This is a genomic window from Reinekea blandensis MED297, from assembly GCF_000153185.1.
Lineage (GTDB): Bacteria > Pseudomonadota > Gammaproteobacteria > Pseudomonadales > Natronospirillaceae > Reinekea > Reinekea blandensis.
In genome coordinates this window covers 29,678-50,686 of record NZ_CH724155.1, presented here as the reverse complement: position 1 = coordinate 50,686, position 21,009 = coordinate 29,678, and the positions used below count along the sequence as shown (strand labels likewise).

Annotated in this window: 21 protein-coding genes; 10 read left to right on the top strand and 11 right to left on the bottom strand. The window is 53.4% G+C overall.

The features are described from left to right. Window positions 1-2 precede the first annotated feature (2 nt). On the top strand, window positions 3-401 hold the full coding sequence (locus tag MED297_RS19625) for a hypothetical protein (protein WP_008048138.1): 399 nt from the start codon (window positions 3-5) through the stop codon (window positions 399-401). A 128-nt stretch (window positions 402-529) separates the two neighbouring features. Here MED297_RS19625 and MED297_RS19620 read toward each other — a convergent pair whose 3' ends face one another. Then, complete coding sequence (locus MED297_RS19620; RefSeq protein WP_008048137.1) at window positions 530-856, bottom strand: hypothetical protein; 327 nt, start codon at window positions 854-856, stop codon at window positions 530-532. A 111-nt stretch (window positions 857-967) separates the two neighbouring features. Here MED297_RS19620 and MED297_RS19615 point away from each other — a divergent pair, with 111 nt between their 5' ends. The 3 genes from MED297_RS19615 to MED297_RS19605 all read left to right on the top strand — a co-directional run bounded on the left by MED297_RS19615 (window position 968) and on the right by MED297_RS19605 (window position 4,493). Continuing rightward, window positions 968-1,240 carry a hypothetical protein gene (locus tag MED297_RS19615; RefSeq protein WP_008048136.1) on the top strand — a complete coding sequence of 91 codons (273 nt, stop codon included), beginning with the start codon at window positions 968-970 and terminating at the stop codon, window positions 1,238-1,240. A 151-nt stretch (window positions 1,241-1,391) separates the two neighbouring features. After that, the gene (locus MED297_RS19610) at window positions 1,392-2,069 is read left to right on the top strand and encodes a TetR/AcrR family transcriptional regulator (RefSeq protein WP_050762966.1); all 678 of its coding nucleotides are present in this window, start codon (window positions 1,392-1,394) and stop codon (window positions 2,067-2,069) included. Between the two features lie 6 nt (window positions 2,070-2,075). Continuing rightward, window positions 2,076-4,493 carry a glycoside hydrolase family 3 C-terminal domain-containing protein gene (locus tag MED297_RS19605; RefSeq protein WP_008048133.1) on the top strand — a complete coding sequence of 806 codons (2,418 nt, stop codon included), beginning with the start codon at window positions 2,076-2,078 and terminating at the stop codon, window positions 4,491-4,493. 7 nt (window positions 4,494-4,500) lie between these two features. Here MED297_RS19605 and MED297_RS19600 read toward each other — a convergent pair whose 3' ends face one another. From MED297_RS19600 to MED297_RS19575, 6 genes are all read right to left on the bottom strand, one after another. Next, window positions 4,501-5,145: a glutathione S-transferase family protein gene (locus MED297_RS19600; RefSeq protein ID WP_008048132.1), complete on the bottom strand. Its 645-nt coding sequence runs from the start codon at window positions 5,143-5,145 to the stop codon at window positions 4,501-4,503. A 9-nt stretch (window positions 5,146-5,154) separates the two neighbouring features. Beyond that, window positions 5,155-5,766 carry a fumarylacetoacetate hydrolase family protein gene (locus tag MED297_RS19595; protein ID WP_008048130.1) on the bottom strand — a complete coding sequence of 204 codons (612 nt, stop codon included), beginning with the start codon at window positions 5,764-5,766 and terminating at the stop codon, window positions 5,155-5,157. Window positions 5,767-5,782: 16 nt separating this feature from the next. Further along, window positions 5,783-6,166, bottom strand: a complete 384-nt coding sequence (locus MED297_RS19590) for a GFA family protein (RefSeq protein ID WP_040557757.1) — start codon at window positions 6,164-6,166, stop codon at window positions 5,783-5,785. Between the two features lie 56 nt (window positions 6,167-6,222). Further along, window positions 6,223-7,326, bottom strand: a complete 1,104-nt coding sequence (locus MED297_RS21645) for an alpha/beta hydrolase (protein ID WP_008048128.1) — start codon at window positions 7,324-7,326, stop codon at window positions 6,223-6,225. Further along, window positions 7,313-7,819 (bottom strand): signal peptidase II, encoded by a 507-nt coding sequence (gene lspA, locus MED297_RS19580; protein WP_202594576.1) that lies wholly within the window; start codon window positions 7,817-7,819, stop codon window positions 7,313-7,315. Before lspA ends, MED297_RS21645 begins: the two co-directional genes overlap by 14 nt. 114 nt (window positions 7,820-7,933) lie before the next feature. Further along, complete coding sequence (locus tag MED297_RS19575; protein WP_008048126.1) at window positions 7,934-8,425, bottom strand: Lrp/AsnC family transcriptional regulator; 492 nt, start codon at window positions 8,423-8,425, stop codon at window positions 7,934-7,936. Window positions 8,426-8,782: 357 nt separating this feature from the next. On the opposite strand from MED297_RS19575, the gene leuA reads away from it, so the two are divergent. The 3 genes from leuA (at window position 8,783) to MED297_RS19560 (ending at window position 12,820) form a co-directional block, all read left to right on the top strand. Beyond that, on the top strand, window positions 8,783-10,528 hold the full coding sequence (leuA, locus tag MED297_RS19570; RefSeq protein ID WP_008048125.1) for a 2-isopropylmalate synthase: 1,746 nt from the start codon (window positions 8,783-8,785) through the stop codon (window positions 10,526-10,528). A 120-nt stretch (window positions 10,529-10,648) separates the two neighbouring features. Then, on the top strand, window positions 10,649-12,316 hold the full coding sequence (locus tag MED297_RS19565) for a C13 family peptidase (protein WP_083779496.1): 1,668 nt from the start codon (window positions 10,649-10,651) through the stop codon (window positions 12,314-12,316). A gap of 117 nt (window positions 12,317-12,433) precedes the next feature. Continuing rightward, window positions 12,434-12,820 (top strand): tellurite resistance TerB family protein, encoded by a 387-nt coding sequence (locus tag MED297_RS19560; RefSeq protein ID WP_008048123.1) that lies wholly within the window; start codon window positions 12,434-12,436, stop codon window positions 12,818-12,820. A 26-nt stretch (window positions 12,821-12,846) separates the two neighbouring features. Here the strand turns inward: MED297_RS19560 and MED297_RS21640 are convergent, their stop codons facing one another. Further along, window positions 12,847-13,407 (bottom strand): acyloxyacyl hydrolase, encoded by a 561-nt coding sequence (locus MED297_RS21640; RefSeq protein ID WP_083779495.1) that lies wholly within the window; start codon window positions 13,405-13,407, stop codon window positions 12,847-12,849. 203 nt (window positions 13,408-13,610) lie between these two features. Between MED297_RS21640 and MED297_RS19550 the strand changes: the two genes are divergently transcribed. Further along, window positions 13,611-14,090: a GNAT family N-acetyltransferase gene (locus MED297_RS19550; RefSeq protein ID WP_008048121.1), complete on the top strand. Its 480-nt coding sequence runs from the start codon at window positions 13,611-13,613 to the stop codon at window positions 14,088-14,090. A 155-nt stretch (window positions 14,091-14,245) separates the two neighbouring features. Next, on the top strand, window positions 14,246-15,664 hold the full coding sequence (locus tag MED297_RS19545; RefSeq protein WP_008048109.1) for a protein adenylyltransferase SelO: 1,419 nt from the start codon (window positions 14,246-14,248) through the stop codon (window positions 15,662-15,664). Here the strand turns inward: MED297_RS19545 and MED297_RS19540 are convergent. Then, window positions 15,647-15,925, bottom strand: a complete 279-nt coding sequence (locus MED297_RS19540; RefSeq protein WP_040557722.1) for a hypothetical protein — start codon at window positions 15,923-15,925, stop codon at window positions 15,647-15,649. The two genes, MED297_RS19545 and MED297_RS19540, sit on opposite strands and share 18 nt — an antisense overlap. Window positions 15,926-15,984: 59 nt before the next feature. Beyond that, window positions 15,985-17,616 (bottom strand): methyl-accepting chemotaxis protein, encoded by a 1,632-nt coding sequence (locus tag MED297_RS19535; RefSeq protein WP_008048106.1) that lies wholly within the window; start codon window positions 17,614-17,616, stop codon window positions 15,985-15,987. A gap of 316 nt (window positions 17,617-17,932) precedes the next feature. Between MED297_RS19535 and MED297_RS19530 the strand changes: the two genes are divergently transcribed. Further along, window positions 17,933-19,591 (top strand): EAL domain-containing protein, encoded by a 1,659-nt coding sequence (locus MED297_RS19530; RefSeq protein WP_040557721.1) that lies wholly within the window; start codon window positions 17,933-17,935, stop codon window positions 19,589-19,591. Here the strand turns inward: MED297_RS19530 and MED297_RS19525 are convergent. Beyond that, window positions 19,532-20,830 (bottom strand): NAD(P)/FAD-dependent oxidoreductase, encoded by a 1,299-nt coding sequence (locus tag MED297_RS19525; RefSeq protein WP_040557751.1) that lies wholly within the window; start codon window positions 20,828-20,830, stop codon window positions 19,532-19,534. The genes MED297_RS19530 and MED297_RS19525 overlap by 60 nt on opposite strands. Window positions 20,831-21,009: the final 179 nt, after the last annotated feature.

Genomic DNA, 21,009 nt, shown 5'->3' with positions numbered 1-21,009 from the left:
AAATGGAACTGGTTCATTGGTTGAGTGCACCAGTGCTCGTGTTCGCTGATCATGGTGATGTGCTCTATGCCTTGAGTTGGCTCTGGGGTTTGACCTTGTTGTTGTTACCAGTATTGCTTCCGATGGCGACCTCGACCAGCCTGAAATTCAAGCGAATCAGTGCAATAAGCTGGCTAACCCCCTGGTGTGTACTCTGGCTGTATTGGATGTATCGCGGGTCGCAAAAAGGCATCGGTAATGTCTTTCTTGAATCGATATCGACGTTGGTGATATCAAGTGTGGTTGCTACCATTTTTTTTCTGTTCAGGAGAACAATCGGCCGGGCCTACTACGGTGGCGCTGGCTTGAGCTGTATCCTGGTGTTGGTTATGTCGATGGTCACGCCTTACCTCGGCAAGTGATGCATCCTTTATTGACTGTGACCGTCTTTAAATCGGTAACCCAGACTGATTGTGAATCAGCGGAATCACCGTGTTTCGGCCGATAATGGCCAGCGTGAGATGTCAAACTTGAGGCGCCAATCGCAAAATCATTTGCGCTGCAGTAACCCGTCCTGTTCCAGAACGCAGACAATAACATCCATCATCATCTGTGCGCGTCCGGCATCAACGCCTTGTCGGAATGCGCGTTTTACGTGTTCACGAGCAGGGCTGATTTCAACCGCATGATCCTGCGCTGCGGCTTCACTTAACGCGGGGAACAGTTTTTTAAAGCGTGACAGGCGTGGGTCGGTGAGTTCGATGTTAATACGAAAGCGTTCGTTGATTTGGCGAATGACATCCGCAAGCTCGGGGCTGACGCCGGCGGCTCGGGCTTTGATGTCTTTCAGCTGAATTACATTGGGGTCATCACTCATGCAGCAGACAGTAGCGCAACCCAAACGTGCTGTACAGTGACGCAGGTCGGCTTAAGTTCCGGTTCATCTTGCTTTGTCATAGTGTGCAAAAAGGCAGGCGGAGAAAGCCGTATGACCACCATTGTTTCCTTGTCAAAAGCCCGACAGCGCCGTGAGCAGCTCGCCTCCCGTCCTCTTTATAACGCCAGCCCGTTCATGTCGCCGGTCCCACAACTAATTGAACTGCTGGAGCCCATTCTCGAGTCCGTCCGGGAATCGAATCAAGGCGGCGGGGAAGCGACGCTCACGGATCTCGCGGAGTACCTCGATGTGCTGGATCTAGCTCGCCGGGAAATTGACCAGCTGGAAGACATGGCGCGGTTTCTTCAGGGGCTTTGCGATTGAAGTCAGGGCTTACCAATCCGGAGAGCCCCGATAAATGGGGGGATTCGCTGTTGGTGAGGCCCGTGAAGGATAGAGGATATCGTTTCTGTGATTGCGTTTTGCCAGGCATTCAACTACATTTCTGACAAATATTACACGTGTCACATAACGCATGTCTCAACGTATGATTTATCAGACGGAGCCTACCCGTCAGAAAATTCTTACCGAAGCGGAGCGCTGTTTTGGCGAACTGGGCTTTTTCGATACGCAGATGAAAGACATCGCTGCGGCCGTTGGTATGAGCCGCAATACGCTGTACCGCTATTATCGGGATAAGTTTGACCTGGGCTTTGCGATTCTTGAAAAAGCCCTCGCCGAGCGATTCTCCAGTGTCAGTGAGCAGCTGGATCGATTACTTGAACAGCCTGATCTGAGCTACCGCGATGCCATTGGTGAACTCCTTGAATCTCTGCACCTGGACTCGGCCGGAGAGCTGGACGATCGCTTCATTGCTGAGTTTGACGCCTATTTTGCCGGCAATCGCATTCCCGATGACTTCCGCGAACGCTTGAGTCGTTCAACCGATGACGGCTTCTTCGATCGTTTAACGGTCCTGATTCAACGTGGCCAGAAGGTCGGGCAGATCCGCTCAGATTTGGATGCCCGACAGCTGGGTACGACCCTGTCGAACGCCATCCAGGCGTTCCACCATCGAATGCTATTACGCAGCTCGGCATTGATTGAGCTGCAACCCGACGAAGCCGCGAGCCTGAACCCGATATTGCTGAAGTTGCTGATCGATGGGTTAGCGCCGCAATCGCCATCCCTGAACACTGAATCGGAGACCTGATCCACTATGATTGATGATAATGAACTGGATACGTTACTGAGCCAGCTCACGCTCGAAGAAAAAGCGCTGCTGTGTTCAGGCAAAGACTTTTGGCGCCTGCAGGGTATCGAACGTTTGAATCTGCCCTCCATCATGGTGACCGATGGCCCGCATGGGATGCGCAAACAGCCCGATGGTGCCGATCACATGGGGTTGCAAAACTCAGTGCCGGCCACCTGCTTTCCAACAGCGTCAGCGCTGGCGGCTACCTGGAATCGCGACCTGCTGCAACGGGTTGGGGTGGCGCTGGGCGAAGAAACGCGGGCCGAATCGGTCAGTGTGTTGCTCGGTCCGGGAGTGAATATTAAAAGACATCCTCTGGGCGGGCGTAACTTTGAGTACTTCTCCGAAGATCCTTTTTTAGCAGGGCAAATAGCCACGGCCTGGGTGCAGGGGCTTCAGAGTCAGGGCGTCGGGGCCAGTCTGAAACACTTTGCGGTCAACAATCACGAGTTCGGTCGTATGACGGTCGATGCCATCGTTGATGAACGCACGCTGCGGGAAATCTATTTACCCGCGTTTGAAACCACCGTTAAGCAGGCGCAACCGTGGACGATTATGTGTGCCTACAACAAACTCAATGGCACCTACCTCGCGGAACATCCGCAAATGCTGACCGACATTCTGAGAACGGAATGGGGTTTTGATGGGCTGGTGGTCACCGATTGGGGGGCCAACAACAATCGTGTTGACGGTATTCGCGCCGGGCAGCATCTGGACATGCCAAACAATGGTCGGGTCAACACCGACAAGATTATCGCAGCCATTAATGACGGGTCGCTGACTTTGGCCGATCTGGACCGCTCCGTACGGGAAGTGCTGAAGCTGATTCTCCGGGCGCGAACGGCCAACGAAGATGCGCATCCCCGTCAAGCCAACCTTGAAGAGCATCATACGTTGGCGATAGAAGCCGCCGAGCAGGGCGCTGTTTTGCTGAAGAATGACGACAACCGCCTGCCGTTGAAAAACTCCGGTCGGGTGTTGGTCTTGGGGGCGTTGGCGAACCAAACGCGTTACCAAGGTTCCGGCAGTTCGCAAATCAATCCGTATCGACTGGTTCAGCCATTGGATGCACTGAAGCAGGAAGCTCCCGACATTGATTGGGTGTATCAGGAAGGCTACCGGCTGAAAGGCGACTTAACTCATCAGCACAAGTTGAATGCGTTGGCTGAAGCGGAACGGGCGGATGCCATTGTATTGTTTGCCGGATTAACGCCTGAATATGAGTCCGAAGGCTTTGACCGGAAGCATCTGCAACTGCCACGTCAACAGCGCGACCTGATTGAGGCCTTGTTGCCTCATGCCGATAAGCTGGTGCTGGTTTTGCAGAATGGGGCACCGATCGTGATTCCGCATGTGGATAAAATCCCGGCCATTTTTGAGGCCTACCTGGGTGGTCAGGCCGGTGGCCAGGCCATTGCCCGTCTGTTACTCGGCAAAGCCAATCCAAGTGGGAAGCTGGCCGAAACGTTCCCGGCGGAGCAGGCGGATGTTGCCAGTGATCGGTGGTTCCCGGGAACCTTGCGTCAGAGTCAGTACCGTGAGGGCATCTGGGTCGGTTACCGCTACCATGACACGGCAGGCGTGCCACCGCTGTTCCCATTTGGTCATGGGTTGTCCTACAGCCGTTTTGATTATCAGGATCTGCAAATCGAAGGTGACGATCTGCGAAATGACGGTGTCATCGCCGTGTCGATGACAGTGATCAACAGCGGTGATCGAGACGGTCATGAAACGGTACAGCTTTATGTCGGGCAAGCGCATCCGTCGGTACCGCGTCCGAAAAAGGAACTGCGTCAGTTTGAAAAAGTGTTTTTAAAAGCCGGTGAATCCTGTGTGATTCGTTTTGTTCTGAGCGCGCGGGACTTTTCTTTCTGGGATGTTCAGACCGGACAATGGCGAGTCGAAACGGACGATTACACCCTCTCAGTGGCGGCATCGGTAGAGGATATCCGGTTGCAGCAGAGCATCGCTGTAGTAACCGACCACGAACGACGTGAACCCGATGAAACTCTGACGGCCTACTACAATCCGGACCCAGAACAGTTCAGCGAGTCGGCCTTTGCGGCACTGCTGGGTCACAAGGTGCCTGCGCCGGTGCCAACTCGGCCGTTTCACGTCAATTCAACCATCGGTGAAGTTCAGCACCGCTGGTTGGGGCGGCGGTTAAAACGAACCCTGATGGAAGAACTGGGCGGAACCATGGGCGATCTGCCGGAAGAAAACCGTCTGATGATGGAAGCGATGATTGACGACTTGCCGTTGCGCAACCGCTCCCTGTTGAGTCTGGGAGCGGTGAGTGAAAAAACGGTGCATCGGTTGGTTCATGCGCTTAACCATCATTGGCTGAAGGCACTGACCGGTGCTAAGGCTCCGTCTAAGTAACCGGGCGTTATCGTGGTTCGCCGGCTTCGTCGGCGTCTACGATTTCCGTTTCTTTTAAGGCGTCATCGACCCAGCTTTTCAGGGCCGGATGCGCCAGCAACCGGTGCTGATACTGACGGGCGGCTTCGCTTAACTCGATGCCATAGGTTTCGAACCGGAACGCGACCGGGGCATAAAAGCAGTCGGTAATGCCGAAGCTTTCAAACAGCCAGCCTGAGTGGTGGTGTGCGGACCAGATCTCATCAATACGGGCAATGTCCTGTGCGACCTCTGGCGTGATGTTCACCTGGCGCTTGGCGCGGATGTTCATCGGCATGGCGCCACGCAGGGCATTAAAACCGGTGTGCATTTCGCAGGTGATGGCGCGTGCGCGGGCCCGGTCGATAGGCGTATGGGGCCAGCCGGCGCCTTCAAGATGCACATCACTGATGTACTCGCAGATGGCCAGGGAATCCCACACCACCAAATCGCGTTCTTTCAGCACCGGCACCCGAGCGGTTGGCGAAAATTCCAGCAGGCGATCGCGCAGGCCGTCGTCTTTTAAGGAGACCGATACTTCTTCAAAGTGGATGTTGAAGGCCTTCAATAACAACCAGGGCCGAAGCGACCAGGTTGAGTAATTTTTATTTCCAATAACTAAGGTGAGGTTCATCGCGTTTCCTTACTGGGCGACCCAGGTGTGTTCGATCCGGCACTGATCATCATCGTAGAGCCTGGCTGTGAAGCGAGATCCTGCGGTGACGACACCAACCCCTTTGGGCGTTCCGGTCATAATAATATCGTCGTCATTCGGTGTCATGAAGCGAGACAGTTCTGCCAGAATAACCTCAGGCGGGTACATCATCAGGCTCGGAGAACCTTCCTGAACCAACACCTCATCGATGTGCAGTGTGAAGCGCAGCCGATTCAGATCAGCGGGTGTATCAATAAAGGGACTGAAGGTGGCGGCACCGTCGAACGCCTTTGCACGTTCCCAGGGTAACCCTTTTGTCTTTAATTGCGATTGCAGTTCGCGTTTGGTCAGATCAAGACCAAGACCCACGCCGGCAATTCGGCCCCCGCGAATCAACAGACACAGCTCGCATTCGTAATGCAGGGGTTCGCCTTGTTCGGAGAGTAGAATGTCACGAACACAGGACGCCGGTTTGTTGAAAACGACCATATCGTCGGGAACGTCGTTACCGAGTTCGTGAATGTGTTCGACATAGTTACGCCCGATGCAGATGATGTTACTAGGATGAAACGTGTGATGGTTTAAGATAAATGTGCTCATAAAAATTGGCTCCCGGTCAGTCCAGAAAAGTCCAGGTATCGGCACCATCGAAGTGACGTATTCTGATGGTTTCGGTCAGGTGGCGATCCGCCAAGCGAGCGTTTAACGCGACGCGTTCATCGGGGTCAGGCGTGTCCGTCACGCCGGTATAATGCGTCACACAGCCGCAGGTTGGGCAGTGATGAAAACGGATCATCCGATCCCCCCAACAATAGGTTTCCGTCGGGCGGTCACGTACCGTAATCCGGACCTTTCGATGTTTAAAATAGGCCCAGCGCACGCCATAGCGATGACAAAGTGAGCAATTACATTCAGTCAGCGTGGCAGGTTCGTGATCAGCCTCGAACTGAATATTGCCGCAATGGCATTGGCCGCAGAAGGTTTGAGTGGTGTCGGTCATGGCATTCGAATCAGGGTGATGTTCGGAAGCTTCAACGTACCACAAATTGCAGGTGCTTAACCCTCTTCTGGCTTGTCTTCTGGTTGAATCTGCCAGTAACGTCCATCCCTGTGATAAACCGGGACTAACTGACGGCGTTCCTCGGGCGGTTTGCCCTCAATGAGCCATTGATACAGATCCAGAATGGTGTGGCTGCCCTGATAAAAATATTCATGGCCGATCAGTTCGGCTTCGGCATAACTGGCGTCGATGGTGTCGATCCCGGGCATCACCAGAATGTCCTCGCCAGCGTAGCCTGCTCGGGGTTGTTTATGCAGCCGGTTGGAGGCGAACATGGCCAGGTCTTTGCGTGAGGCATACAGCGTAATCGGCAGTTCAAAGCGAACCAAGGTTGGCGCAATATCGCGGGCGAAAATGTCACGATCGATGTCCGGTGCCGCAAAGGCAACGCCTTCAATGCGATGGCGCAGCGTGGGTTGTACCTCCAGCAGGTCCATTAGCCCGGCGGCCATGGCCCGGGTCCCCATGCTGTGGCCGATAAACACAAAGTTGCGCTCCGGCAGATTCGTCATTAGGTCCAGATAAAACTGAGTGATGTATGGCTGACTCCAGCTGAGGTTGTCTTCGTCTGCGGGGTAGGTAGAAGCACGGTCGTGTGATGGCCAGGCGAACAACACCGGTGGTTCACTTAGATTGAGGTCGTAGGCCAGTTTGGCGGTAATGCGGGCCGCACGTTCGAAAGGCGTGTTAAACCCGTGAATGAACACGAGTATGGGTTCATCGCTTTGGTCTTGCAGTGTCGTTAACCCATCGAAGAATGTTTTTTTGGTTTGTCGCTGGCTGTCGAGCAACGTGACCTGGTCGGTCGGGTCGCGTTTCAACGTCATGTTCCAGAGAATAAACGATGCGGAATGGGCGCGAGGATAGTCGGCAGGAATCGCGACCTGATTCACGCCATAGCTGACGTCCGCCCGTTCGGAACCGAACCGCTTGTTGAGATTTTCGCGTGCGGTGTCATTGCGGGTGGTCGCAAAAAACACCGGTGTGACAGAATACCCGGCGTCCGGTGTGATCGGTTGCGGCAGTTGTGCGCAGGCACAGAGCAACAGTGTCGCCAGGCTGAGCCCCAGCGTTTTCAGGGACGTCTCAATCTGTGGCATTCGATTGCTTTTTATGGCGCTCCACAAACCACTGACCGATCAGGACCAGCCCGGCGCCGATCATGATGTAGACATCCGCAATGTTAAATATGCCGGTTCGCAAGCCGCCGATGCCCATGTTGAGAAAGTCGACAACCGCGCCGTCGTTTAAGGCACGGTCAACAAAGTTACTGAATCCCCCGGCGAAAATCAGGCTCAGTGCCCACAGGCTGATCCGGTCCATCTCTTTGCCGATCAGCATATAGACCAGCAGTCCCAGCAGAAACAAGCCTACCAGTGCGGTAAAAATGACAAACCGCAGTTCAGGGCTGAGGCTGTTGCCCATGCCGAGAAAGGCGCCGTGGTTTTCGGCGTAGCCAATGCGAACGGTATCGCCGACAAAGCTGAAGCTCGGACCGCCCATGAGAAAGCGAACGGCCCAGACCTTGCTGAGTTGATCGATCAGTATGCCCAGTCCGATGACGGGGACCATCAACATCAGGCGAGATTTCAAAGAAGGCATCATTAGAGGTCACTGAATCCTTAAAAAAACGGCCCGAGTATACTGAATTTTCGATTCTCGTGTACGTCATCAGAATGTACAGACGATGAGCATGGTTAATCGACTTTACCGGTGGTCGAGGTATTTCAATGGCAGGGGTTTGCTTTTAATGATGTCCCGGAGCAAAAAGCTGGAATGCACCCCGTCAACACCATCAATGGTGGTGATCTGCTTCAGCAGCACATTGTGGTAGTGATCCATGTCCGGCACGGCAACTTTAAGCTGGTAATCCGAATCCTGCCCGGTGATCAGAAAGCATTCGATGACTTCATCAATGTCGGCAATCGCTGACTCAAAGCGGGCAAAGCGATCGGGCGTGTGTTTGTCCATGCGAATGCCGACAATCGCGACAAGGTTCAGGTTGACGGCTTTGCGGTTAACCAGCGTGATGCGCTGATCAATAAATCCGCGCTCTTCCAGGCTGCGAATGCGCCGGGAACAGGGGGAGGCCGACAGCCCAACCCGCTCGGCAATCTCCTGATTCGACAGGCCGGCATCGAGCTGCAACAAGTCGAGAATCTGTCGGTCAAACCGGTCCAATTGAGGGGAGCCCGCCATGATTATTAACCTTTAAGATGATTTATTGCTTAAATATGATATTTTTTAACGTTCTATTGCGTAAAAATAAAGAAATAGACAAAAAACGCAAGGACATTGCGGGGGGATCTTCGTATTATTTTCATCAGTCAGGCACAGACGGGTTTGACGCTCAGCCTACCCACTGAGCGTTTTGCACACACAGCTTATCGGCGGTGATGCCTTATCCACTCAGCCACGCGAAATCCGCGCCTACAATCCGATACCCTCGGTGTAAAACAGAACGATTTCAGAAAGGTACGTCCAGCCCCCATCTGGTCGTACCTTTCGCCGTCGTATCCGCTAAACTTTCCGAACCAGATGAACGCAGGGATCAACATGAGTATTTCACAGGCAAACGACAGCAAATCCGTGGCACAGCAAATGGCTGAAGCCGGGTCTTTTGATCATCGTAAATATAAGTCCTATGCGCCTCTAGCCCTGCGTGACCGAACCTGGCCCGACAAGCAGCTGACCAAAGCCCCGATCTGGTGTTCGGTGGATCTTCGAGACGGCAACCAGGCGTTGATCAAACCCATGACCGTCGAACAAAAAGTTCGCATGTTCCAGCTGTTGGTGAAGTTGGGTTTTAAACAGATTGAAATTGGTTTTCCGTCGGCGGCGCAGCCGGAGTTCGAGTTTGCCCGCAAGTTGATCGAAGAGGATCTGATTCCGGATGACGTCACGATTCAGGTGCTCACCCAGGCGCGCGAACATCTGATTCAGAAAACCTACGAAGCGCTCGACGGTGTAAAAAAAGCCATTGTCCACGTCTACAACTCCACGTCGACGGTCCAGCGTGAACAGACGTTTGGCATGAACAAAGATGAGATCGCCCGCATTGCCGTACAGGGCGCTCAGTGGGTGCAGGACTATGCAGCCAAATACCCACAGACCGAGTGGACCTTCCAGTATTCGCCGGAGAGCTTTACCGGTACCGAAGTGGACTACGCCATCGATGTTTGTAACCAGGTCATTGAAACCTGGAACCCACAGGCCACCAAACCGGTGATCATTAATTTGCCGGCCACAGTAGAAATGAGCACACCCAATGTGTTTGCCGACCAGATTGAATATATGTGCCGTGGACTGGCGCAGCGTGACCACGTCATCGTGTCATTACATACACATAACGATCGCGGTTGCGGTGTGGCCGCAACCGAGCTCGGTTTAATGGCCGGCGCCGACCGTGTGGAAGGGGCGTTATTGGGTAACGGCGAACGTACCGGCAACATGGATACGGTCACATTGGCCATGAACCTTTATTCGCAGGGTATCGATCCTGAACTGGATTTCAGCAATGTGCAGGAAATGATTGATGTCTGCACCGATGTGACCGATTTGCCGGTGCATCCTCGCCACCCATGGGTCGGTGAGTTGGTGTACACCGCCTTTTCCGGCTCGCATCAGGACGCCATCCGCAAGTCGTTGCAGTATCACAACGAGAAACAGTTACCGCATTGGGAAGTGGCCTACCTGCCGATTAACCCGGCCGATCTGGGTCGCGACTATGAGGCGGTCGTGCGCATTAATTCACAGTCCGGTAAAGGCGGTGTAGCGCACGTGCTGGAGCGGGATCATGGCATTGAACTGCCGAAATGGATGCACGGTCATGTGTCCAAGATTGTGCAGAAAGCGGCCGAAGATGCCGGTGCCGAGTTACGTGGACCGCAAATCAAGAAGCTCTTTGATGAGAACTTTATTGAGGTGCCGGACGGTTGGGATCTGCGCGGCTACGACCTGAGTAATCAGGATTCCCAAACGGTCGCGACCTTCCGTATTGAAGCCGCGGAACCGTTGGAGCTGAAAGGCCGCGGGCAAGGCGCTTTGGAAGCCCTGGCTGACGCGCTCAGTCAGCATTATGGGGTGACCATGAAGGTCACTCAGTTCGATGAACACGCCCTGCGCCAAGGCACCGACTCAGATGCCATTGCCAGTGTCTGTGTCACGGTGGACGGCGAAGAATCGGTGGCCGCCTACATTCACGAAGACACCACCACCGCCAACCTGCAGGCGTTGCTTTCCGCGGTTGGTCGCGCTGCGGCCCGGGTGAACCTGACGGCCCGGACCGCGGAAACGGCCTGACGTCAGACTCGAGTAATCTGCTGATTGAAAACCCCGGCCCTTGAGCCGGGGTTTGTTGTTTCTGTTCGCGAGTGCCCGGTATGATGTCGACTAAACCTTTTAAAATGACAAGGATGGTGCATGCCTTTTCTACGGATACTCCTGTTGTACTGCTGTTTGCCATTGGCCTTGGCGGAATCGATAACCTTGCCGGATGGCAGTGTCTACGTAGGGGAACTGCAGGATCAGCGTTTTCACGGTGAGGGCCGATTAACCTGGCCGGACGGCGCTTATTATGAGGGCGCCTTTCGTGACGGGCGCATGCACGGGCTGGGTGAACGGGTCTGGTCGGATGGGCGCCGCTATGTAGGTGAGTTTGTTGAAGGTGTGCCAGCAGGACCCGGCGACCTGACCGCGGCTACGGGTCAGCAATCTGAAGGGCAGTTCGACAATGGCCAGCTGGTGAGCGGTCATCAAATCGATGCTTATGGCACCCGCTACGAAGGAACCTTTGAAAACAGTCTGCTGCACGGCACCGGCAAAGTGGTGACCGCTGATGGTCAGGTTTGGGAAGGCACGTTTGAACAGGGTGAACTGACCGGCGCCGGCACCTACAGCGATGGCGAGGATGAACGTTACGAGGGTGAGTTTCAGGAATGGTCTTATCACGGTCAGGGGGCACTGAGCTCTAACAACCGAACCTACACGGGAGATTTTCAGCACGGCATGTTTCACGGTCAGGGCGTGTTGGAAACGGCTGAGGGCATGGTCATTGAAGGCGACTTCGAATGGGGCCAGCCCAGTGGTCGCATGACCGTCACCTATGCAAACGGGGACCACTATGTCGGGTATCTGATGGGTGAACAGCGCCACGGCCAAGGGGAGCTGACCTTGGCTGAAAGCGGTGACACCATCAGCGGGCAGTGGTTTCAGGATGAACAACGTTTTCAACCGACCGGTGAGTACCAAAGCCCTGCCGCCGAACGGGCGCTCTATACACAGACTGATCTGCTGGAAAAATCACTGCAACAGATTGCGCAAGGTGATCCGGAACAGACCGAACTGTATTTTCTGGGCGTTGCCGGGGATGGCTCACAACGGGTATTTGAACGGGAAGTGTTGTTTGCTCAGCAGTTGCTTGAACGTGAGTTTCAAGCCGTCGACAGAACGCAGGTGCTGATCAACAGCCATGAAACCTCGGACGAGTTTGCGTTGGCGACCATAACCTCGATTACCCGCGCACTGGAAGCAATAGCGGAGAAGATGAATCCAGAGGACATTCTGTTCGTCTACATGACCAGCCATGGCAGCCGCGATCATCAGTTGTCGCTGAAACACCCGGAGATCGAATTGACCGATCTGCCGGCGTCGCATTTGGCCACGGTGCTTGCCGACTTGCCTGTGCAACATAAAATCATCGGTATCAGTGCGTGCTTTTCCGGTGGGTTCATACCTGAGCTTAAAGATCCGAACACGCTGATCTTTACCGCCGCCCGGGCGGATCGAACCTCCTTTGGTTGCAGCGACGATAATGACTTCACCTTTTTCGGTCGGGCCTTCTTTGAACAGGCATTACCGCAAACGCACTCGTTCCGGTACGCGTTTCATCAGGCATACGATCTGGTCAGTGAGTGGGAAAAAGCCGAAGGGTATCAGCAGTCTGAACCGCAGTTGCACGCACCGGAGCCTATTTTAAGCGTGGTGGATGCCTGGTTGAGTGGCTTGGACAGTTACCAGACGCCACAGGTTTCGGATACCGCGAAAACCCGCTATTGGTTGCGGGAAACGGTACAGAGTGTCGCGCATTGATTAAGTTAGTGCCCTGACTCAGGACACTAGCATGATTTCGTTTTTGGCTGTTCAGCATATTGAGCTTTCAGTAGACTGAACGCCCTATAACGATAACAACAGACAAGGAACCATCCCATGCTAAAAGAACTGCTGCAGTGGCTGGAGCTGCGCGAGACCGTTGATCAGGAAAAGTCAGAAGCGATCATTAAGCTCGCCACCTTGCTCTATCAGGCTGACGGCAAAGTTAAAATGGAAGAACAGGAACTGTTCGATCGTTTGTTGGCCGAACTGCCCTGGGATAAAAGCTCACAATCGAAGTCGGCTTTTCACCATGACATGATTGCCCGCAGTCGTGACGCTCTCGCCGAACACCAGATTACCGCCTATCTGGAACCGATAGTCCCGGCATTGAAAAGTGATGCGCACGTTCTGACTATGTTACGCGAGCTGGCGGTCAGTGACGGCTACCTGCATCAACGTGAAGCCGATATTCTGAAAACCGTCGCGAACCTGATGGTCTGATTTTAACCGCAGATTATGGCATCGCGTCAGTACCAGAATTTTAGCGCGATGCCATAGAAGTTGTATCCGTTATTCGGTTTGACGATATCGCCATTCGACAGGTGTTGAAAACGCAGACTGAGCTGTAGGTTTTTGTATCGGGCACCGGCTCCTAATGTCTCACCAAACTGGAAGTGTGTCGACAGATCGCGGTCTTCGTGCGTGGTTCGGGTTAGGTAATGTGCACCGAGACCAGTTTCGACAAATCCCCGCCATGGACCCCGTTCAACGGTCCATTCCAGGATAGGGGTTAAGCCAATTGATACGTCGGGAGGGGTGGGTGTCGTTTGACCAAAACCCAGTTCCAGATGACCCTCCAACGTCAGCCATCCCCATTCTTTTATGCTGTCATCGAAACCCCAAAGCCACAGCATGCGAGTCCGGTCAAAATCATGATCACTCATCTGGTCAAAGCCAACACCGTTTAACTGCATTGGATTCCAAACCAACAGGCTGACCACGGAGGCCGCAATGGCTGGTTCACGATCCCAAGCTTGTGCCTGTAGACAAATGATCAACAAGGGAGTTATTCGAAGGATTGCGCGCATTTGAGTTGCCGTATTCTCAGATGAGTGGAGTTTACCAAGGGCTGAGGTCTTCAAACAGCCTAATCGAGCTTAAGGAACGACAGACTTCTGGACGACATTGTAAGGACGTTATCGTTGCCCGAAAGAATAAGCAGTGCTGGTTTCGTTTTTTGACGGCGACCACCATGATATGAACTCCAGTTTATGAATAGAGAGGAATCCGAGTGGATATAAAACATCTGAGCCGTGATCACTGCCTTGATCTCGTCGATATCTTTCGCGAACTCGAAGTCTATTACTTCGGCGAGCAGGCGGCGACTAAGGAAGAGTTGAAGAACTACCTGCAACAGCAAGTGTTTTCCGAGCACTCTGGAGTCAAGATCGTTGCGGTCTATGAAGAGACGACGATAATCGGCTTTGCTACCTATGCCATCATGTACCCTGCACCAAAGCAATCCGGGCAGCTGTATATGAAAGAGCTGTTTGTATCCTCATCGGCCCGAGGTCAAGGTGTTGGTTTAACCCTCATTAAATATTTGGCAAAACTGGCCGTTGATCACCATTGTTGGCGTATGGATTGGACCGCAGAAAGAACCAATCCTACAGCAGGTGAGTACTATCGAAGTATCGGTGCCCGATTGGTCACCGATAAAGAGTATTACCGGTTTGAAGGCGATGCCTTGGTTCGCATGGCGGGTTCTTAACCTTTAGACATCCTGTTCCACTCGATGCGATTTCCATGCGTTTTCAGTGTCGGCCGTTTTTGAGCCGTTTGCGTCCGGGTAAATTGAAGTAAAGCCCCGTCTTTTTTGGCTCAGTCTTCGTATACTGCAAAGACACCCTTCGACGAGTCACCAGAGTGTTCACCACCCGATACCTGAATGAACTGCCAGACACCTACAGCAAGGTGATGCCGACACCGTTGCCAGACCCTTATTGGGTGGGCTGGAACGCTGAGCTGGCCGAAGCCCTTCAGTTTCCGGCGCAGGCTGATGACAATTTGCTCGCCGTCCTCTCCGGACGCGCGTTGTTTCAGGGGCATGAACCGATCGCGCAAAAGTACGCCGGTCATCAGTTTGGTGGCTGGAATCCGGAGCTGGGCGATGGTCGTGGGTTGTTACTCGGTGAATGGCAACGACCGGACGGCACTGTCTGGGAAATGCATCTCAAAGGGGCTGGCAAAACGCCCTACAGTCGTTTTGGCGATGGTCGTGCTGTCTTGCGTTCGAGCATTCGGGAGTTTCTGGGTTCGGAAGCCATGCATGGGCTGGGCATTCCGACCACGCGCGCCCTGGCACTCATCGGCAGTCGCGAGGCGGTGTATCGGGAAACCGTGGAGCCCGGAGCGGCGTTGCTGCGGGTCAGCGAAAGTCACATCCGGTTCGGTCACTTCGAGTGGTTTGCGTTTTCCAGCCAAGTTGAAAAACTCAGTGCATTGATCGATTTTGTCATCCGTCATCATTACCCGGAGGCCGCCACGGCGACAGATCCGGTGGTCGCGTTGTTTAAGAGCGTAATCTCACGCACGGCGACCCTGATCGCCGGCTGGCAAGCCTATGGTTACGTGCATGGTGTGATGAACACCGACAACATGAGCATCCTCGGCGAAACCTTCGACTATGGGCCTTATGCGTTTTTGGATCAGACACAGCTGAACGCGGTGTTTAATCATACCGATGAGTTGGGTCGGTACGCGTTCGATCAGCAACCCAGTGTGGGTCTGTGGAATCTACAGCGGCTTGGGCAGGCCCTGTCAACGGTTTCGGATGCGCGAGCTTTGGCCGAATGTCTGGCTGAGTATCACGATCTGTATCAACAGGCGTATCAACGTCTGATGTCCAAACGGTTGGGTGCTCGCCCAGGCACAGTGCTGACGATGGCGCAGATCAATGAGTGGACACAGCTGTTGAACTCAGAGCAGCAGGACTTCCATCTGAAGTTTCGGGAGCTGTCGTCGACACCTTTGCAGGATTGGGTAACGTTGGCAGATGACTTTGTGGATCGGGATCGGTTTAAACGCTGGTTTGCTGACATCCAGCCACAGTTGGACAACGATGATCAGTGCCGCCAGGAACAGATGCTCGCGGTCAATCCGGCCACAGTTGCCCGAACACATCATTTGCAGGCCGTCATCGATGCCGCTCACCAGCAGGACTTTGCGCCATTTGAAAGCCTGTTTGCGGCGCTGCAGTCGCCGTTTGAATCACGCGATGAGTGGGTGGTGTGGCACCGGGCACCGGAGCACCCGGCATCGGTCAGTTTAAGCTGCAGCAGCTGATGAGTCTGGCTCGGTCAGTGTTTTGAGGTTGAGCGGCGCATCCAGTTTCAGCATCACCACATACGATCGGTTCAGTCCGAAGGTTTGCGGATCGTAACCGTTGTCGGCAACCAGGTAGGTTTGACGACCGATTTCCCGTAAACCGATCGAAGCCTTTCGGCGCAGAAAGTCTGCCAGTTCTGGCCAATGCGCGGGGCAGCCGTGCTGATCAAAGATAGCAATAACCTGGTGTTCAAGTGCAGCGAACAGTCGTTGATTCATGTTTTGCTCCAACCCAAAGGGAATGGTCGATACCCTAGTCGACAAAGATGACTTTCCTGTTAAGAACGCGGTTCGTCCTGAGTCAAACGAAAACGACCGATGTTAAGACCGACGTCCTCGACCGTGGTTGCCATTGATCGTGCAACCTCCATCCCTTGTTCTGATAGGCGCTCGCCGTCTTCAGACAGGTGACTGAGCGCCGCTATCTGACGTCGCATTTCTTCAATCGTCTGCGTTTGGCTCATGGATGCTTCCTTGATCGCATTGGCGCTGTTTTCGATTACACCAAACTGTGCAGTGATGCGTTCAATTTTCTCTCCGGAGTCTTCCGCTTGACTGACCGCGTCGTGCGTGGCCTGTTCTCCGCGTTGCATCAGTTCCCAGGCTGACTGGGTGCTGGACTGAATCTGTTCAACGATGCTTTGTATTTGTGCTGTGCTTTCACCGGTTCGACTGGCGAGGCTGCGAACTTCATCGGCCACGACGGCAAAGCCCCGACCCTGTTCACCGGCACGAGCGGCTTCGATGGCGGCGTTCAGCGCCAGTAGATTGGTTTGTTCTGCAATGTTCCGGATGACGGTGACAACGGTCCCGATTTCCTCGATGTGGCTGCGCAGGGCCGCCATGCTCTCGGAGGTGTTAGACACCAGATCGGAAACCTGATTGATGGTCTGAACGGTGTTGATGACGGCTTGATTCCCACTTTCGGACAGTTCACGAACGTTAGCGGCAAGGGCGTGGGTCTGTTCAACGTGATGCATCACCACGCCGGCAGATTCGCCCAGTTGCTGCATGGCGGACTCGCTCGACGACAGTGAGGTACGCTGCTGATGGCTCTGCGTTCGATTGTCCTCATTGACTTGCAACAGGGTTTCGGTCGCCTGTTGCAGAGAGCTTGTTGATTGTTGCGTTTGTTCAATGACAGCAGCGAAGCCATCCATCATCCGATCAAAGCGCCGAGACATGTCACCGAACTCATCGCGTTTGTTCAATCCGGTTCGTACAGAGAGATCTTGAGTCCGTTCAATGTGGGTAATGGCCGTCAGCAGTTGGTTCAGATCGATTTGCAGACCACGGATGATCCAAATGCCCAGAATCGAGCTGAGCAATATCAGGCTGCCGCCAAGAATGATCAGAAACAGCTGATTCTGTTGTCGCAGGGCATTGGCTTCAGTCGCGGTTTCCTCGGCTTTGGCTTGCTGCAGATCGATCAGATCCGATAACAGGGTCAAGATGGGCTCAATTTCTCCATAGAGCTCCAGGTCGACAAAAGTACCCATTGAGTAGCTGGATTTGTCGTCGATGAAGCGGCGCAATTGATTGACCACGCTCTCAGCGCGTTCAAAGGCCAATGCGTTTTCATCTAACAGAACCTGTTCTTCCAATGATAAAGGTAGGTTGCGGTACTGAGTCCACAAATTGTCCAACTCAGCCGTAGCGGCGGTAAGCGCAGCGTCGGATTCGTCCCAGAACATCATCTGGGCTCGGGTTTTATGCGTCAGATCGATAATGTCACGTGAGTAGAGGGTGTTGATTTCTTTCAACAACAAGGTGGGCTTGAGTCGTTGCTCGATCACCGTATCGGTGGACTCGGATAAAAGTGTCATCGTCCGGCTAATGCCGATTGCCAAAGTGAGCGTGATCAGCGCTGGAAAGCAGACCAGGATGATGAGCTTGTGTTTCACTTTCATAAGCAGAGATTCTTTGAGGTTTAAAACGATAGCGGCGCGAGGGTGTGTGAATTTGATGAACGTTTTGTGACACCGAACATTTCATTACTGTCATAAAGTTTTAATGGGCAATATCGGTGCTGTTTGCGCCAAAGTTCTGACATCTAGAGAGGCTTAAGCGTTGCAGTAAACGGTTGTCATCAAATTGTCACTGAATGGTCATATAACCAAGCGTCTGTCTACTAGGTTTTACCTCGAGACTAGCTGGGATTGCAGTCGACACTGGGAAAGGAGATCGAAATTTATCTGCCAAAGAATTTTTCGTTAGGGTCACATTGTGAAGGTAACTTGGCTAAACACATTACGAGACTGGCTCAGTATTGCGGTCGCGTTAGCTCTGCTACTGATTCCGTTCAGCAGTTACAGTTTGATGGTTTTAGCGGTCGATCATCAGCAAAAGCAAACACAGGTAGCGGAGTTGACCGAGGAAACACTGAGTAATTTTGAAATTGTTCTGGATCATCTGAATGGTGCCTTGATCAATTTGAAAATTGCTTCCGATCATTGCGATGCCGAGACCCGGAATTTGATGCATCGTCTGAGTTATGACCTTCCTGGCGTTGAAGCCTTTGCAATGGTGAATCAGTTCAATGAGGTTCGCTGTACCAATTGGTTGCGCAATCTGGGCAACTTATCTCTTGATTTACCCTTGCAGCATTCAGGTTTGCATCTGAGCGGTGAAGAGTACATTGGCTTGGTTGGCAAAACCGGCGTTTTGGCGTATCGACCGGGTTCTGAGAACACATTGATCGTATCTTTGATCTCTTCGACTTACTTACGCCAAGCATTGGCTCAGAATATTCCAATTGGCGATTCCATTGTGTTGTTTAATAGTTTTGCCCGAAAACACATTGCAATGAATGGGCTGTTAAACTCCGGAGAGATAGCGCAATTGGAGCAAGGCTTAGGACAGGGCGATCCGGAATTTGACGTGATAGAGCGTCGCAGCTTGATGACTCAGACCTCGTTGCAATACCCATCCGTATCAGTCGGTTATTTCTATAACCCGCCCTCCTATCTGAGTGCACTTCAACAGCGCTTACCGGAGGTCAGCCTGTTCATCGCCCTTAGCCTGTTGGCGGCTTGGGGTTGGTTGGCCTACCGCCACAACAAGGTTAATTCCATTGAATATCAGATTCAGGTTGGCTTGAGACAGCACGAGTTTGAGCCGGAGTTGCAGCCAATTGTCGATATGGAAACAGGTCAATGGGTGGGTGCTGAAATGCTCGCTCGTTGGCGCCGTGCCGGCCGAACCGTCGCTTACCCTGACGAGTTTATACCGGCGGCCGAAGCAAGCCGGCGTATTAAAACCCTGACCCGTGTGCTGACTGAGCGTGTCTTTAAGTCGCTGGACGGGGGCACTCTACCTGACGATTTTTACATCAGCATCAATCTGTCACCGAATCATGTGGATGAGCGCACCGAGTCGGCCATTGTGGCATTGGCGGAGCAGTACCCGGCATTTAACACGAACAATATTCGTTTTGAGATAACTGAACACGGCTTGCAGGAAACCGGTCGACGCCGCTTTCAAGACGTGGTTAGCCGCTTAAAACAACAGGGCTTTCTGTTTGGGCTGGATGATTTTGGCACTGGACAGTCCGGTTTGGAGTATTTTTCCAACTTGTCTCCGGATTTTCTGAAAATTGATCGACGGTTTGTGAACGCCATCGACTCACCGGAGAGTATTGATTTTCAGTTGCTGAAAACCATTGTGCAACTGGCGCAATCGCTGAATCTGATCATCATTGCCGAAGGTGTCGAGACCGAACAGGAACGGGACTGGTTGCAGCAACAGGGCATTCGGTTCGCGCAGGGTTGGTATTATGAAAAGGCGTTGCCGTTGCCGATATTCCGGCAACGGCTGAAGGACGCATCAATGCAGTTTCAGACGCGGTCGGATGACCTTGTTGATGCTGTCACTGAGCATTCTTAGGCCGGTGCGGAACCAGCCGTGCAGCGCCAGTTGGTGCATGCGATAAAGTGACACATACATAAAGCGGGCAATGCGTCCTTCAATCATCATACTGCCACGGGTCAGGCTGCCCATCAGGCTGCCGACGGTGGAATAGCGGCTCAGGTTCACCAGCGAGCCATAGTCCTTGTAAACGTAGTCCGTCAGTTCGCCTTTGCCTTCGATCTGCCGGCAGATGTTTTTAAACGCATGAGTGGCCATTTGGTGTGCCGATTGCGCACGTGGGGGGACCTGTTTACCGTCGGCCATCATGCAGGCGGCGCAGTCACCGATCGCGTAGATGTGTTCATCTTCGGTCGTTTGCAGCGTGCCCTTTACCTGCCATTGGTTGATGCGATTGGTTTCCAACCCGGCAAGCCCCTTGAACGCATCCGGCACTTTCACGCCCGCTGCCCAGACCAGAATGTCGGCTTCAATGGCTTCGCCATCTTTGGTGATAAATCGGTTAGGTTGCGCTTCGGCGACCATGGTTTGAGTGCGTACCTGTACACCCAGCTCTTCCAGCTCTTTATGTGCCGAGCCCGATATCCGTTCCGGCAGGGCGGGTAAGATGCGGGGTCCGGCTTCGAGCAGGCTGATTTTTAACTGTTCGGTTTTCAGTTCGGAAAGGCCATAGGCTTTCATGGTGTTAAAGGTGTGGTGCAATTCGGCCGACAGTTCAACGCCCGTGGCACCGCCACCGACAATGGCGATTCGATAGGCGGCATCACGATCGGTCATGGCGCTGCGGTTCAGCTTGAGCAAGCCATTGAGCAACTTGCGATGAAAGCGTTCAGCCTGTTTCGGGGCATCCAGAAAAATCGAATGTTCACGCACACCGGGCGTGCCGAAATCGTTGGTGACACTGCCCAGGGCCAGTACCAGTATGTCGTATGGCAGCTTCCGTTCCGGCAGGATTTCGTTACCGTCCTCGTCCACCAACCGTGACAGGGTGATTTCCTGCGCTTCCCGATCAACGGCCTCAAGGGAGCCCAGTTTGAAGCGGAAATGATGGTTGTAAGCGTGGGCCCGATAACTCAGTGAATCAACGCCCATATCCAGGCTGCCACTGGCGACTTCGTGCAGCAGCGGCTTCCACAGATGGGTGTTGTTTCTGTCGATGAGGGTAATGTTGTGTTTTTTTCGTTTGCCGTATTTGTGTCCCAGTCGGGTGGCCAGTTCGGCCCCGCCTGCTCCGCCTCCTACAATGACAATGTTCATGGTGTTCTCCAGGTTCTCAAGAAAAGGGTGCTGTGTGCAGCTGATGACGAAACTTTCCGGAGAAAACGCCGTCATAAACCGCAAACTCACCACTTGATGCACGCGAACCGCGCATGAGAAACCACTGCAGAATGACTTCTTATTATAGGGCTTTGTGACCGGTTTTAGACAGTCATCCG

Bases quoted from the DNA above. Each gene is read 5' to 3' on its own strand.
- MED297_RS19625 (WP_008048138.1), top strand. From the start codon at position 3: ATGGAACTGGTTCATTGGTTGAGTGCACCAGTGCTCGTGTTCGCTGAT.
- MED297_RS19620 (WP_008048137.1), bottom strand. From the start codon at position 856: ATGAGTGATGACCCCAATGTAATTCAGCTGAAAGACATCAAAGCCCGA.
- MED297_RS19615 (WP_008048136.1), top strand. From the start codon at position 968: ATGACCACCATTGTTTCCTTGTCAAAAGCCCGACAGCGCCGTGAGCAG.
- MED297_RS19610 (WP_050762966.1), top strand. From the start codon at position 1,392: ATGTCTCAACGTATGATTTATCAGACGGAGCCTACCCGTCAGAAAATT.
- MED297_RS19605 (WP_008048133.1), top strand. From the start codon at position 2,076: ATGATTGATGATAATGAACTGGATACGTTACTGAGCCAGCTCACGCTC.
- MED297_RS19600 (WP_008048132.1), bottom strand. From the start codon at position 5,145: ATGAACCTCACCTTAGTTATTGGAAATAAAAATTACTCAACCTGGTCG.
- MED297_RS19595 (WP_008048130.1), bottom strand. From the start codon at position 5,766: ATGAGCACATTTATCTTAAACCATCACACGTTTCATCCTAGTAACATC.
- MED297_RS19590 (WP_040557757.1), bottom strand. From the start codon at position 6,166: ATGACCGACACCACTCAAACCTTCTGCGGCCAATGCCATTGCGGCAAT.
- MED297_RS21645 (WP_008048128.1), bottom strand. From the start codon at position 7,326: ATGCCACAGATTGAGACGTCCCTGAAAACGCTGGGGCTCAGCCTGGCG.
- MED297_RS19575 (WP_008048126.1), bottom strand. From the start codon at position 8,425: ATGGCGGGCTCCCCTCAATTGGACCGGTTTGACCGACAGATTCTCGAC.
- leuA (WP_008048125.1), top strand. From the start codon at position 8,783: ATGAGTATTTCACAGGCAAACGACAGCAAATCCGTGGCACAGCAAATG.
- MED297_RS19565 (WP_083779496.1), top strand. From the start codon at position 10,649: ATGCCTTTTCTACGGATACTCCTGTTGTACTGCTGTTTGCCATTGGCC.
- MED297_RS19560 (WP_008048123.1), top strand. From the start codon at position 12,434: ATGCTAAAAGAACTGCTGCAGTGGCTGGAGCTGCGCGAGACCGTTGAT.
- MED297_RS21640 (WP_083779495.1), bottom strand. From the start codon at position 13,407: ATGCGCGCAATCCTTCGAATAACTCCCTTGTTGATCATTTGTCTACAG.
- MED297_RS19540 (WP_040557722.1), bottom strand. From the start codon at position 15,925: ATGAATCAACGACTGTTCGCTGCACTTGAACACCAGGTTATTGCTATC.
- MED297_RS19535 (WP_008048106.1), bottom strand. From the start codon at position 17,616: ATGAAAGTGAAACACAAGCTCATCATCCTGGTCTGCTTTCCAGCGCTG.
- MED297_RS19525 (WP_040557751.1), bottom strand. From the start codon at position 20,830: ATGAACATTGTCATTGTAGGAGGCGGAGCAGGCGGGGCCGAACTGGCC.